8 protein-coding genes, 1 other RNA gene and 2 pseudogenes are annotated in these 13,521 nt (G+C 60.8%); 4 read left to right on the top strand and 7 right to left on the bottom strand.

The annotated features are described in order from the left end of the window. Positions 1 to 204 precede the first annotated feature (204 nt). Together rnpB and rsmI are read right to left on the bottom strand one after the other, a co-directional pair. Positions 205 to 558: RNase P RNA component class A (gene rnpB / locus PSH87_RS04835), an RNA gene on the bottom strand. Between the two features lie 96 nt (positions 559 to 654). Continuing rightward, positions 655 to 1,561: pseudogene (rsmI, locus tag PSH87_RS04830) on the bottom strand (16S rRNA (cytidine(1402)-2'-O)-methyltransferase). Positions 1,562 to 1,726: 165 nt separating this feature from the next. Here rsmI and PSH87_RS04825 point away from each other — a divergent pair. The 4 genes and pseudogenes from PSH87_RS04825 to PSH87_RS04810 all read left to right on the top strand — a co-directional run bounded on the left by PSH87_RS04825 (position 1,727) and on the right by PSH87_RS04810 (position 5,172). Next, positions 1,727 to 3,537, top strand: a pseudogene (locus PSH87_RS04825) (penicillin-binding protein activator). Further along, positions 3,537 to 3,908 (top strand): YraN family protein, encoded by a 372-nt coding sequence (locus PSH87_RS04820; protein ID WP_305432770.1) that lies wholly within the window; start codon positions 3,537 to 3,539, stop codon positions 3,906 to 3,908. Before PSH87_RS04825 ends, PSH87_RS04820 begins: the two are co-directional and overlap by 1 nt. Before the next feature lie 92 nt (positions 3,909 to 4,000). Further along, positions 4,001 to 4,594 carry a phosphoheptose isomerase gene (locus tag PSH87_RS04815; protein ID WP_017738708.1) on the top strand — a complete coding sequence of 198 codons (594 nt, stop codon included), beginning with the start codon at positions 4,001 to 4,003 and terminating at the stop codon, positions 4,592 to 4,594. Next, on the top strand, positions 4,591 to 5,172 hold the full coding sequence (locus PSH87_RS04810; RefSeq protein ID WP_124527438.1) for a BON domain-containing protein: 582 nt from the start codon (positions 4,591 to 4,593) through the stop codon (positions 5,170 to 5,172). Before PSH87_RS04815 ends, PSH87_RS04810 begins: the two co-directional genes overlap by 4 nt. Before the next feature lie 68 nt (positions 5,173 to 5,240). Here PSH87_RS04810 and PSH87_RS04805 read toward each other — a convergent pair whose 3' ends face one another. The 5 genes from PSH87_RS04805 to PSH87_RS04785 all read right to left on the bottom strand — a co-directional run bounded on the left by PSH87_RS04805 (position 5,241) and on the right by PSH87_RS04785 (position 13,289). After that, a complete protein-coding gene (locus PSH87_RS04805; RefSeq protein WP_026137042.1) occupies positions 5,241 to 6,008 on the bottom strand; it encodes an OmpA family lipoprotein in 768 nt (255 codons plus the stop codon). Between the two features lie 231 nt (positions 6,009 to 6,239). After that, complete coding sequence (locus PSH87_RS04800; RefSeq protein WP_305432767.1) at positions 6,240 to 6,884, bottom strand: MBL fold metallo-hydrolase; 645 nt, start codon at positions 6,882 to 6,884, stop codon at positions 6,240 to 6,242. A gap of 87 nt (positions 6,885 to 6,971) precedes the next feature. After that, complete coding sequence (locus PSH87_RS04795) at positions 6,972 to 9,701, bottom strand: LuxR C-terminal-related transcriptional regulator (RefSeq protein ID WP_305432766.1); 2,730 nt, start codon at positions 9,699 to 9,701, stop codon at positions 6,972 to 6,974. Between the two features lie 254 nt (positions 9,702 to 9,955). Continuing rightward, complete coding sequence (locus PSH87_RS04790; RefSeq protein WP_305432764.1) at positions 9,956 to 11,320, bottom strand: DUF1329 domain-containing protein; 1,365 nt, start codon at positions 11,318 to 11,320, stop codon at positions 9,956 to 9,958. Between the two features lie 28 nt (positions 11,321 to 11,348). After that, positions 11,349 to 13,289: a DUF1302 domain-containing protein gene (locus tag PSH87_RS04785; RefSeq protein ID WP_305432762.1), complete on the bottom strand. Its 1,941-nt coding sequence runs from the start codon at positions 13,287 to 13,289 to the stop codon at positions 11,349 to 11,351. Positions 13,290 to 13,521 lie beyond the last annotated feature (232 nt).

Raw genomic sequence — 13,521 nt, 5'->3', positions numbered from 1 at the left:
AAAGGGAGGAGAAACGAGAGTTTGGCGTTGTTTTTGACCCGACAAGCACAAACAGCTCAAAGAGCTATGGCTCGAAGTTAAAGTAATTTATTAAGAGTAAGATTTTTTTGGTATTACGAAGATGCATCTGCCAATGATTCGGCAGGGAGGGATTCTTGCGTTACTACCGGGTTTCTGCCCGAGATTCGGACAGAAGGAAAAAAGGTGGAGAGTCGATCTGTAAGCCGGGTTCTGTCTTGAACAGTCATTCGTCTACGATGGCCATCACTGGACACCTTTAGCAACCTACCCGGTCCCAGCGCGGGCCACGCCTTGGGACCCTATTTGGTCTTGCTCCAAGTGGGGTTTACCTAGCCACGAACTGTTGCCAGTCGTGCGGTGCGCTCTTACCGCACCTTTTCACCCTTACCGGCACCGAAGCGCTTAGGCGGTTATTTTCTGTGGCACTTTCCGTAGGCTCACGCCTCCCAGGCATTACCTGGCACTTCGCCCTATGGAGCCCGGACTTTCCTCCCCCCCCTAATTTTCATAGAGGGCAGCGACTGTCCAATCGACTCTCCGCCGCGCAGGTTAACGGCACGGCGGACTTAGGACAAGTAATAAAAGTTCAGAATTGCCATCACGTTCAGACGAAATACAGCTTTGGCCCCTGAACTATTCGCCTTTCTGTTTATCCAGCGCAACTTGATACCAACACGTTCTTGCGCAGACCGGTAATTTCCGCAGCCAACGCAGCGGCACGCTTGAGGGGCATCTCCTTGAGCAACAGGTCGAGGATGCGCATGGCTTCGCTGCCCACGGCGTCTTCACTCTCCGGCGCCGTCCAGCCAGCGACCAGCACCACACACTCGCCGCGCTGCTGGTTGCTGTCACCCTCGACAAACGCCCGCAACTCTTCCAAAGGCAGGCCCTTGAGGGTCTCGAAGGTCTTGGTCAGCTCGCGGGCCAGCAGCGCCAGGCGCTCGCCGCCGAAGACCAGCGCCATATCCTGCAAGCATTCAAGGATGCGATGGGGTGCTTCATAGAAGATCAATGTGCGCGGCTCTTCCTTTACCGCCTCAAGGCGCGCACGCCGCCCCACCGCCTTGGCCGGCAGGAAACCTTCGAAAATAAAGCGGTCCGACGGCAGACCCGCCGCCGACAATGCGGCAATCAGCGCGCACGCCCCCGGAACAGGCACTACATTGATACCAGCGGCACGCGCCTGGCGCACCAGGTGATAACCCGGGTCCGAGATCAACGGCGTGCCCGCATCGGAGATCAGCGCCACATCGTCGCCCGCCAGCAGGCGCACGATAAAACGGCTGCCTTCCTCACGTTCATTGTGTTCGTGGCAGGCCGCCAGTGGCGTGCTGATACCAAAATGCTGCATCAGGCGTTGGGAGTGCCGCGTGTCTTCGGCCGCGATCAATTTAACGTCGCGCAACACTTTCAGCGCCCGGGCACTGATGTCGTCCAGGTTGCCAATGGGCGTCGCCACGACAAAAAGCGAGCCTGCAGTGGAATTCAAAGGACCTGGAGCAGTCAAAACGCACACCTCGATGGTTGGGAAAAGTCGCATTGTAGCGCGTAGGCGCCTCGATAATATGCCCTCACCCTCAGCCGCAGATGACTGCTGGCAACATTTGCACGACCTAATTCGACGGTTTCACGCCAGTAACATCGCGCCTGGGCCAGTGCTTGGGTACAATTCCACGCTAATTTGATCGGTATCAGGAACACTTACATGATCGCTTGCCTGCGGCTGCTCTCCGCCCTCTGCCTCGCTGCCCTCCTGGCGGCCTGCGCCAGCTCGCCCTCGTCCAGCCTTGGCGACCTTCCACGGACCCCGGACGCCAGTATCGAGCAATTGCTCGAACAGGCCACCACCGCCAAGACGCCAGAAAAGGCCGCATTGCTGCGCCTGAGTGCGGCAGACATGGCCTATAAGCAGAACAACCCTGGCCGCTCGTCGCAGATTCTTGCGCAAGTGTCCCTGGATGTCCTCAAGCCCGCCGCGCAAGTCTTTGCCAGCACCCTGGCCGCCGAACTGGCCATGGCGCGCAACCAGCCCAAGGCCGCACTGACGGCGCTCAGCCATCCCAGCCTGCTCAGCCTGAAGGACCTGCCGACCGAGCAGCAGCTGCGCACCGGCAGCGTGCATGCCCGCGCCTATGAAGCAGACGGCCAGACACTCGCCGCTGCCCGCGAGCGCGTGGCCATGGCTCCGCTGCTCAGCGGCGATGCCGCCAAAAGCAATCACGAAGCCACCTGGGCCCTGATTGCCGCAGTGCCTGCCGACCAGCTGCAAGCCAGCGGCAACCCGACGCTCGACGGCTGGATCTCCCTGGCCCAGGCGGTCAAGGGCGCCGGTACCCTGGAGCAACAACAAGCTGCCATCGATACCTGGCGCGCGCAGAACCCGGGCCATCCGGCAGCTCTGCAACTGCCGACACCGCTGACCAAGCTCAAGGAGCTGGCCAGCCAGCCCCTGACCAAGATCGCCCTGCTGTTGCCACAGGAGGGCCCGCTGGCTTCCGTGGGCAAGGCACTGCGCGAAGGCTTCATGGCCGCGCACTACCAGGCTGAGCAAGCCGGGCAGAAGCCGCCGGTCATCGAGTTCTTTGACAGCTCGCGCCTGACCTCCATCGATGACTTCTACGCCAAGGCCCAGGCGGCCGGCGTGCAACTGGTGGTCGGCCCGCTGGAAAAACCACTGGTCAAACAGCTGAGCGCCCGCCCGCAATTGCCGATCACCACTCTCGCCCTGAACTACAGCGAGGCCGACCAGAACCCGGCGCAGCTGTTCCAGTTCGGCCTCGCGGCTGAAGACGAAGCCCGCGAAGTCTCGCGCCGTGCCCGGGCCGACGGCCTGCATCGCGCTGCCGCCATGGTCCCGCGTGGCGAGTGGGGCGAGCGTGTCTACAAAGCCTTCCGTCAGGATTGGGAAGCCAATGGCGGCACCGTTGTCGGCGTCGAATACGTCGATCAACCCGTCGCCCTCGCCCAGCAGATCGCCGACCTGTTCCAGCTGCGCAAAAGCGAAGGTCGCGCCAAGAGCCTGCAAAGCACCGTCGGCACCGACGTTGCCGCACAACCTTCGCCGCCAGGACATCGAGTTCATCTTCCTGGCCGTGACCCCGCAACTGGCCCAGCAGATCAAGCCGACCCTGAACTTCCAATACGCCGGTGACGTACCGGTGTATGCGACGTCCCACGTATTCAGCGCCAGTGGCGACAAGAACCAGTACCTGGACATGACCAAACGTGATGTTCTGCGAAACCCCTTGGCTGCTCAACAGCACCGACCCGCTGCGCAACCAGGTTGCCGCACAATGGCCGCAAGCCAATGGCAGCCTGGGTCGCCTGTACGCGATGGGCGTTGACGCCTATCGCCTGGCGCCGCGCCTGGGTCAGCTCAAGGCATTGCCGGACACCCGCATCGACGGCCTCTCTGGCAACCTGGGCATCAGCGCCAGCCAACGTGTTGACCGCCAGATGCCATGGGCCAAGTTCGTCGGCGGTGACATCCAGCGCCTGCCCGACACGCCGCGCTGATGCCCGAGCGGTCCAGCGCACAAAGCGGCAAGGATGCCGAACTGCAAGCTCTGAAACATTTGCAACAGCAGGGTCTGCGCCTTCTGGCGCAGAACTGGTTATGTAAACGCGGTGAGCTTGATCTGGTCATGCTTGACGGCGATACAGTAGTATTCGTCGAAGTCCGCTACAGAAAACACGCACAATGGGGTGGCGCGCTCGCCAGTATCGACGAGCGCAAGCGTCAGAAGCTGATACTCGCCGCGCAGTTTTTCCTGCAAAAAGAGCATCGCTGGGCCGACGCCCCCTGCCGTTTCGATGTGGTTGCCATAGAACGCACACCGTCTGGTCAGGCTGATCTGAACTGGCTCAAAGATGCCTTCGACAGCTGATTCGCCGGACATCTTCACCACACACTTTTGCTCTTTGCTTTGCGGGCTGCACATTCCTGTGCCAAACAGCCGCGCTACTTAAGGTCACACAGATGGACATGCAATCCCGAATTCGCCAGCTTTTCCAGGCCAGCATCGACACCAAGCAACAGGCGATGGACGTACTTGCACCGCACATCGAGCAAGCCAGTCAGGTCATGGTCAACGCCTTGCTCAACGAGGGCAAAATGCTTTCGTGCGGCAACGGCGGTTCGGCGGGTGATGCCCAGCACTTCTCGTCCGAGCTGCTCAACCGCTTCGAACGCGAACGCCCGAGCCTGCCAGCCATCGCCCTGACCACCGATTCGTCGACGATCACCTCGATCGCCAACGACTACAGCTACAACGAAATCTTTTCCAAGCAGATCCGCGCCCTGGGCCAACCCGGCGACGTGCTGCTGGCGATTTCCACCAGCGGCAACTCGGCAAACATTATTCAAGCGATCCAGGCCGCACATGATCGCGAAATGGTTGTCGTAGCATTGACTGGTCGCGACGGCGGCGGCATGGCTTCGCTGCTATTGCCAGAGGACGTGGAGATTCGCGTCCCGGCCAATGTCACCGCACGTATCCAGGAAGTCCATCTGCTGGCGATCCACTGCCTGTGCGATCTGATCGACAGCCAATTGTTTGGGAGTGAAGAATGACCGTTAACCGCCTCAGCCTATTGGCCATCACGCTGTGCCTTGCTATCACCGGTTGCAGCACCGCCATCACCGCAACACGTGACACCCCGATCCAGGACGACAAGGGCACTCGCACCTTCGGCAGCAAGATCGACGACTCGTTGATCGAAACCAAGGTCGAGGTCAACGTCGCCAAAGCCGCTACCGACCTGGGCAACGGCGCCTCGCGCATCGTCGTCACCAGCTTCAACGGCGTAGTCCTGCTGGCCGGCCAAACCCCGCGTGCCGACCTCAAGGCCCAGGCTGAACAAGCCGCCTCGGCCGTGCAGCGTGTGAAAAAGGTCCACAACGAACTGCAGGTCATGGACCCGATCACCCTGCTGGCCATCAGCAATGATGCGCTGCTGACCACCAAGATCAAGGCCCAGATGCTGACCGACAACGCCATTCCCGGCTCCCGGATCAAAGTTGTCACCGACAACGGCATCGTCTACCTGATGGGCCTGTTGACCCAGGCGGAAGCCACCCGCGCGGCCAACCTGGTGCAGGGCGTGTCCGGCGTGCAGAAGATCGTCAAGGTGTTCGAGTACATCGACTGATGTAACCGACGGCCACAAAAAAGGGCGCCGTGCATTGACTGCACGGCGCCCTTTTTATTGCTGCGGCGTTACTGGTACTGCGAGTACGGATTGCCCTGGAACTGGTTGTTCTGCTGCGGCGCCTGAGCGCCTGGCTGGCCGTACTGCTGGCCAGGGATAGGGCCGAGGTTCACTTCTACGCGACGGTTCTGGGCACGGCCGTTGACGTCGGCGTTGCTGGCAATCGGGTTATCCGGGCCGGCACCCCGCACACTCAGGTTGGCCGAACTCACACCCTGGGAGGTCAGGTAGTTGGCCACGCTCTGCGCACGGCGCTGGGACAGGTCCATGTTCAACTGGCGGCTGCCGGTGCTGTCGGTGTAGCCGACGATCTGGATGGTGTTCTGGTTGAACTGCTTGAGGGAGTTGGCCAGGTTGTTCAGCGGCTGGTAGAAGCTGCTGGAGATCGCATCCGAGTTGGTGGCAAAGGTGATGTTGCCCGGCATGATCAGCTTGATCTGGTCGCCCTGGCGTTGCACTTCAACCCCGGTATTGGCCATGCTTTCACGCAGCTTCTTCTCTTGCTGGTCGGCGTAGTAGCCGTAACCCGCAGCACCCGCGCCGGCCACCACGGCACCAATCAACGCGCCCTTGCCACGGTTGTTATGGTCGATGGCCGCACCGGCCAATGCACCGGCCAGGGCACCCAGGCCACCGTATTTGGCGGTCTTGCTCATTCCGCCGGATTCATTACTTGCCTGCCCCTGGCTGCTGCCGTCATAAGGGTTAGGCGTAGCGCAGCCGGATAACAGGGCTACGACGGTAGCGACAACAAGCAGACGACGGGAAGTGAACATGAAGGAAGCTCCTACTTTTGCATTCTGTGATGCAGAGGACATTGGCAATGGACCTGTGCCGAGCTTGGAACACGAGAAAGGGCAAAAATTCCATGGGCGGCAGGCACCCGCGCTACAACAGGTGAGCACACTAAAACCCTAGCAGACACTGGCTGAACGGGAATTGTCTTTTTCTCTGTAAGTTTCGTCGGAGAGTGGCCACGGGGTTTCCAGAAAAATACCGAGGGGCTCTCAAGCCCTGACAAATGGATTCTCACGCATCTCGTCACCCAGTCGCGTGTCCCGCCCATGCCCGGTCACGACCGTCGCGTCTTCGTCCAGGGTATACAGGCGTTGCTTGATCGAACGCACGATGGTCGCCTGGTCGCCGCCCCACAAATCCGTACGCCCCACGCCGCGCCGAAACAAGGTGTCACCGGCAATCAGCAGCTTGGCATCGGCAAACCAGAAGCTCATCGAACCCGGTGTATGCCCCGGGGTATGCAGCGCTACGCCACAACCGCAGGCCAGTTCCTCATCATCTTCCAGCCAGCGATCCGGCGATGGCACCGGGGTGTAGGGCACGCGAAACATCTGGCACTGCATCTCAAGGTTGTCCCACAGGAATTGGTCTTCCTTGTGCAGGTGCAAGGTGGCGCCAGTCTTCTCTTTCAACTGGCCGGAAGCCAGGAAGTGGTCCAGATGGGCATGGGTATGGATGATGCTCACCACCTTGAGGCCCAGCGCATCCAGGCGCGCGAGGATCAATTCGTGGTTGCCGCCCGGGTCGACCACGATGGCTTTTTTGGTGATGGGGTCGCCGATGATGGTGCAGTTGCACTGCAAGGGGCCAACGGGGAAGGTTTCGCGGATAAGTGTCGGGGTCAGGGTTTCCATGAACGGTCCTCTAGTGCAAATCACATGGCGTTGTCGGGCGACTATCGCCGGAACAATTGCACTATTAAACCAGACTGGCCTCAGGCGTCAGCCAATCAACCGCAACTCCTGCGCCCGCGCCACGGCCTGGGTGCGCCGCTCCACGCCCAGCTTACTGTTGATATGGCTCGCGTGAGTCTTGACCGTGTGCAGGGAGATAAACAACCGGTTGCTGATCTCCTGGTTCGAACAACCCTCGGCGATCAATTGCAGCACTGCCATCTCCCGCGCGCTCAGGGTTTCCTGCATCGGCAAGGCGTCCGCCACTACGACCGCCGGTAACAGCGCCAGCAGCGCCTGGTTCAATAGGCCATGGGGATCCTTGCCCAGTTGTTCGCGCATCCACTCGGGGTGGTTCTCCAGCAGGCGCTGGAACGGTTGCAAAGCGCCACCGGCGCCCGACTCGAGGGCTTGAGCCACGATCAGGCGCGCCCTGGCGTCTTGACCGCTCTCCAGCAGCAACTGCGCCTGCTGGGTCAGGGCCATGAGGGCGATCATCTGCCGGCCGCTGTTATGTGCCTGTTGCGCCAGCTCTTCAAGGCGATGCAGGGCGGCAGCAGATTGATGGCGCGTGGCATCCAGCGCGGCCTGCTGCAAACCGATATGCTGCGGCAGGTGTGGATGAAATTCCGGCGCGGCCGCAGCGTGTTCACCGTTGTAGGTTTGCCCCAGCCGGGTCAACCAGGCATCGGCCAGGTCGGTGCGACCCTGTGCCAGCCACAGTTCGCATTTGATCAGGGTGATCATCGCCAGGTAGTAGATCGGCGGCACGTCCCAGATATGCATCAAGCGCTCGGCCTCGGCCAGTTCAGCGAATGCCTTGGGGAACTCGCCACGCCGCCCTTCGTAGTTGGCGATCACGCAATGCCCGATGAGCACGCTGATATCACGGCAAGCGCGGGCTTCGGCCAGGCCCGCACGCAAACGCACGATCCCGGCTTCGGGCTGGCAGCGCATCAGCAACAAGTAGCCTTCGTACAGCGCCAGGCGTGCGCGCACCGCGTACAGCCGCTGCGGTGCCAGCCCTTGCAAACGCTGCAAACCCTGGCGGACTTCGTCCAAAGAACGCAGGATTTCGCCCCGAGCCTGTAGGACGCGTGCGCGATCGTAGTGGGCCAAGGCTTCAAACAGTGGATTGCCGACACGCTGCGCCAGCTCCAGGGATTCGCGGTTCAGGCCCCGCGCGCGCCACAGGTCGGCATCGACGATGGCCAGGTTGGAGAGCGTCGACAGACACATCAACCGCTGGCCGTAACGGCGCTGCGGCAGGCTTTCCAGCGCTTCAGTGCAATAACGCTGGGTCAGTTCGCGATCACCCCGGCCGCGCGCGATGATCCCGCTCAGCGCCAGCCACTGGGCCAGCATCGATTTTTGCGCGGTGGCCGACGGCGCCGGCAGGAAGCGGCTGAGGTAGCCGGACAATTCTTCCGCCGCATCCAATTGGCACGCCAGGCCCAGGGCCCAGCTGTAGAGCACGATCAAGCGCGGCGTGCTGATCAGCAGGCTGTCAGGCAAATCCATCTTCCAGCGCAGCAGCATGCCGACATTCTGCTCGGCCAGCAGTTGCTCTTCGGACAGGTTCTGCACCAGGTTGGCCGCCACATCCAGGTGACCGGCGCGTAACGCCTGCTCCACCGCTTCGTCGATCAAGCCCTGGGCATTGAACCAGCGGCAGGCGCGCAAATGCAGGCTGGCGGGCGGCAACACGTTGCTGCTGGCGCGGCGGGTGCGCAGCAAGTCGGAGAACAGATGGTGATAACGGTACCAGTGGCCTTGGTCGTCCAGCGGTACCAGGAACACTTGGTGGGCTTGCAGGTAGCGCAGGATTTCGGCGCTGTCGTGGGCTTCGCGGACGGCGTCGCACAATTCGCTGCAAAACCGCTCTTGCGGCGCGGTGTCGTACAGGAACGCCTGCACTTCCGGGGGCAGGCAGTCGATGACCTCTTCCAGCAGGTAATCGCGGATCAGCCCTTCGCCACCATGCAGGCTTTGCGGCAACGCGCCGTCGCTGCCGGCTTCGGAAGCCGCCAGCACCCAGAAGCGCAGGCCAGCCACCCAGCCTTCGCTGCGGCGGATCAGGTTGTCGAGGGCTTCGCCGCGCAATGAGCTGCTGTGGCGGTCCAGTACGGCCAGGGACTCGGCATGGGTCAGGCGCAGGTCTTGCTCATGCAGCTCCAGCAAGTGCCGTGACAAACGCAGCCGCGCCAGGTGCCAATCGGGACGCTGGCGGCTGGTGACCAATACCACCAGGCCATCGGGTAAATGATTGAGGAAAAATTGCAGGCAGCGGTCGAGCACCGGGCCCTGGGCCAGATGATAGTCATCCAGCACCAGCAACAGCGGCGCACGGGTGGACAGGTGGACGGTCAACTCGTCGAGCAGGCCATCGAGCCATTCTTCAAAGGCGAACGGTTGATGACGCTGGCGCATCTTCAACAGGCCCAGGGATTGGGCGCCAAGTTGCGGAAAATAGTGCTGCAAGCCATCGAGCAGGCGCTCCAGGAAGCGGCCGGGATCATTGTCCCGTGGGCTCAGGCCCAGCCACAGGCTTTGCCAGTGCGCGGGCAGGCTCTGGCAGAACTCCACCGCCAGCGAACTCTTGCCGAACCCCGCCGGCGCGCTGACCAGCAACAGACGCCCGTCCAGCCCGGCAGCCAGCCGTTCGCACAGCCGCGGTCGCAGCACGTAGCCGTCAGGCAGGGGGGGCCTGTAGAAGCGACCTTCCAGGGTCGGAATCACCGCACTGGCAGGCCCTTGGATTCGGGACAGATCAGTCATCGCCGGGCTCTTGTAGAAGGCTGTTGTCGGCATTGCAGATGTCCGCAGACTAGCGGTAAAAGCAGCAGGTTTGTAGATCTTTGCAACATTTGCCTGAAAAAGAACTGCGACAAAAAAATTCGACACAAGCAAATGTGGGAGCTGGCTTGCCTGCGATAGCATCACTTCGGTCTATCAGACATACCGAGGTGATGTTATCGCAGGCAAGCCAGCTCCCACACAAGCCAGCTCCCACATGGGTGAGTTATCGCGGTTTAGCGAACGCCATCCTGGCGCAGGGCCGCTGGGGTGAAGTCGCTGGTGGTAGCGGTGAAGCCGAAGTCATACGCCTTCTTCTCTTCGTTCTTCATGCCCAGGGCCAGGTAGCGACCGGATTGCAGGTCGTAGATGGCTTCCAGGGCGTACCACGGCACTTGCTTGTCGTAGTAGTTCTCGGCATGGGCTTCAGACACGCGCCACAGCTGGTTGCGACCGTCGTACTGGTCGATCACCGCTGCCTGCCAGGTGTCTTCGTCAATGTAGAAGTCACGCTTGGCGTAGATGTGACGCTGGCCTTCCTTCAAGGTGGCGACCACGTGCCAGACGCGACGCAGCTCGTAACGGGCCAGGTCCTGGTTGATGTGGCCGGCCTTGATGATGTCGGCATACTTGAGTTTCGGGTCGTCAAGCTTGTAGCTGTTGGAGGCGATGTACATCTCTTTCTTGCCTTCCAGCTTCCAGTCGTAGCGATCCGGCGCGCCGTTGTACATGTCGAGGTTGTCGGAGGTGCGCAGGCCGTCGGCGGCGGTACCCGGGCCGTCATAGGACACTTGCGGGGCCCGGCGCACACGGCGCTGGCCAGCGTTGTAGACCCACGCCGAACGTGGCTCCTTCACCTGGTCCAGGGTTTCATGCACCAGCAACACGGTACCCGCCAGGCGTGCTGGCGCGGTTACTTCCTGCTTGAAGTAGAACAGGATGTTTCCCGGATTTTTCGGATCGTAGTCCTTCATCTTGTCGCGGAAAACGAACTGATCGCGGAAATACACCAGGCTGTAGGAACCGTTCGTTTGCGGAGTAGCCTGGGTCACCAGGCGCGTCACACTGCCGCCGCGATAGCGGGTGATGTGGTTCCAGATGACTTCGACGCCGCTTTTCGGAATAGGGAACGGAATGGCGGACTCGAAGTTTTCCAGGCCGTTGCCGCCAGACACCAGGTTGGTGCTGGTGGCGTTCTTCTTGATCGAGGCAAACACATCAGCCGGCACCGTGGCGCCACGATGGGTCGGGTAGACCGGCATCTTGAACGTGTCCGGGTAGCGCTTGAACATCGCGTACTGCCCAGGTGACAACGCGTCCTTGTACTGATCGACGTTCTGCGCGGTGATAACGAACTTGGGCTGCTCGCTGGCGTAAGGGTTGGCCAGGAAACCACGGGCATCAACGCCGCCGGCGTTGGTCGCCAAGGGTTGCCAGGCGGTGATGGTGCCCGCAGCGTTGGCGCCGCGTTCAGCGCCCATCGGGGTCAGGGTTGTGTCGAGCTTGGCGGCCTCGCTCGCCGAGACTGCCGCCATGACGTTGCTCGCCAGGATCGACAGCCCAAGCACACCCACGTGCAACAGACTTTTGGTTATTTTCATATGCTGGTTCTTCCTGAAATACGGTCGCTTAGAAGTTCATGCCGAAGCTGAGCGCAACAAAATCCCGGTCATCCACCGTGGTGTACTTGCCATCAAAGAAGTTGGTGTACGACAGGCCGGCGGTGTAGGTGTTCTGGTATTCCGCATCCAACCCAAGGCTGACAGCCTTGCGGCCTTCTTCGAAGTTGCCACCAGGGCCTGGCGAATAGCCGCTCACGTCATGGGACCAAGCCACGCTCGGTCTGAGGTTGATACCCGCAAACACGCTGTTGTAATCCCAGATGGCGCGAGCGCGGTAACCCCAGGAGTTGGCCGTGGTGAAGCCGTCGTTTTCGCAGTAGCGCGACAGGTTGTTCTGTGCGGCCCCAGTCAAGGTTCCGCTGTTCAAGGTCTGGCACGTGTTGTTTGGCAGCGGGCCAGGGCCGTAGCTAGGGTCGCGGCCGTAGCGGGCCTTGGAGGTTTTTTCCAGGCCGCCCACGTGGGTGAAGCCGACTTCACCGACAACCGTCAGTCGTTCAGCGCCCATCACCTGGTCGAAGAAGTGGGTAAAGGTGGTTTGCAGCTGGGTGACTTCTTTACGGCGATAGCCCGGTTGATCCTGATCCGCCTTGCCTTGCAGTACCGAATAGTTGGCGGCTGCCGGGTTTACGGCGGCCAGAGGCGTCAGCCCCGAATACAGAATGTCCGTGGTGTTCAGCTGCACAGGCGCATTCGGGCGGTAGCTGATCTCACCGCTCCACGCGGTGCCGGTAGGCAATGTGGTGGAGAAGCTGAGGCCGTACAGACGGATGTCCTCAGGGTATTCAACGTAGTAACTCGAATTGCCCGCAACCACGAACGGCAACAGCGATGGTGCGATCGCGCTGGCTTGCCCCTGGGACAAACCCTGCCCCATCAATGATCTAACCAGGTTGGCAGGGCTGTACTTGCTCGCCGCCGCCCCGCGCCCGCTGAAGATCGGCGCGCGGCTGTGGTAGTTCATGAAGTAAGCGCCGAACTCGGTGTCCAACGGCTCGAACATGTAGTGGGCGGCGAAACCAAACTGACCGCTGTCCCGTGCATCACGATCAGGACCACGACGCACGATGGCGCCTTCATCCGGTGAGCCGAAGTTCACGCCCTGGGCCGCCAGTGCGCCAAATGCCGCATTCCGGAACGGCGCCGGCAAGGCATTGGACAAGCCTTGCTTGGTTCGCAGCACTGCCAGGTTATTGTCGCAACCGTCGGCAATCACGTCAGGCTGCGAGAAGAATGTCCCGCAGTTATCGACAACGGTCTGGTCCCATTCCAACTGGTAGAAACCATCCACCGACAGGTTGTCCGTCACGCTTTGCGACAGGTAGAACATGTTGACCGGAATCAAGCCTTCCTTGATCTCGGCCCCCGGACGACGGAACGCGGACACGTCGATCGGGTTGATGGAGTTGATACCGCCGCCGATGAAGGTACTTTCACCCCAGCTGACAACTTGCTTGCCGAAGCGCACCGAACCCGGCAGGTCGGCAATGTTGTAGTTGTGATAGATGAAGGCGTCGAGGATCTGCGCGCCCGAGGACTTGGCGCCCTCTTTGCGGTTGCTGTCGCTGATGTCCTTGAACGGACGGCTTTCATCCTTGAGTTCGAAGTCGTACCAGTACTTGCCACGCACAAATACACCGGTGTCGCCGTACTTCAGTTCCAGGTCGTGGATACCCTTGAAGATCTTCGAGAACGTTTCGCCGCGCTTGAAGTTCAAGTGCCCGTCGTCGGAAGTCTGCGAGAGACCAAGCCCGCCGTTGTTGGAGCCGATGAGGTTCTTGTTGGCTTTTTCTGTAGACCAACTGGCACCCACGGAAAGCGACGAGTCAAAACTCCCTTCGATTTCACCGACGTTGAAACTGACGCCGAATGCGGGCCCGGCGAGCGTAGAAGCGAGACTGACGGCCAGGGGCAGTCTTGCCCGGCGCCAGAACTGGTTTACTGAGGTCATCGACGCTACTCCATGTGCATTATTGTTATGGCAGTGAGTTCAATCTTCTGGATGCATGTAACGGCCGGAATACAACGATTCCAATGCCGGACGGCAACTGAGCCCCCATGGCCCGAAGCGCAACATCCTTGAAAAACTCAGGGGGGACTATAGCCAGCAGGGGGTAGTGCTTGATCCCTCTAAAGTGTGATTTGCATCACCGACCCGTCTGCCTCAACCCTTTCGCCACGTC

The organism is Pseudomonas sp. FP453 (assembly GCF_030687495.1).
GTDB lineage: Bacteria > Pseudomonadota > Gammaproteobacteria > Pseudomonadales > Pseudomonadaceae > Aquipseudomonas.
The sequence above is the reverse complement of the archived record's forward strand: the minus strand, read 5'-3'. Positions and strand labels throughout refer to the sequence as shown.

What these genes read in the sequence shown, in the direction of transcription:
- PSH87_RS04820 (WP_305432770.1), top strand. Translation starts at nt 3,537, where the DNA reads ATGCCCGAGCGGTCCAGCGCACAAAGCGGCAAGGATGCCGAACTGCAA.
- PSH87_RS04815 (WP_017738708.1), top strand. Translation starts at nt 4,001, where the DNA reads ATGGACATGCAATCCCGAATTCGCCAGCTTTTCCAGGCCAGCATCGAC.
- PSH87_RS04810 (WP_124527438.1), top strand. Translation starts at nt 4,591, where the DNA reads ATGACCGTTAACCGCCTCAGCCTATTGGCCATCACGCTGTGCCTTGCT.
- PSH87_RS04805 (WP_026137042.1), bottom strand. Translation starts at nt 6,008, where the DNA reads ATGTTCACTTCCCGTCGTCTGCTTGTTGTCGCTACCGTCGTAGCCCTG.
- PSH87_RS04800 (WP_305432767.1), bottom strand. Translation starts at nt 6,884, where the DNA reads ATGGAAACCCTGACCCCGACACTTATCCGCGAAACCTTCCCCGTTGGC.
- PSH87_RS04795 (WP_305432766.1), bottom strand. Translation starts at nt 9,701, where the DNA reads ATGACTGATCTGTCCCGAATCCAAGGGCCTGCCAGTGCGGTGATTCCG.
- PSH87_RS04790 (WP_305432764.1), bottom strand. Translation starts at nt 11,320, where the DNA reads ATGAAAATAACCAAAAGTCTGTTGCACGTGGGTGTGCTTGGGCTGTCG.
- PSH87_RS04785 (WP_305432762.1), bottom strand. Translation starts at nt 13,289, where the DNA reads ATGACCTCAGTAAACCAGTTCTGGCGCCGGGCAAGACTGCCCCTGGCC.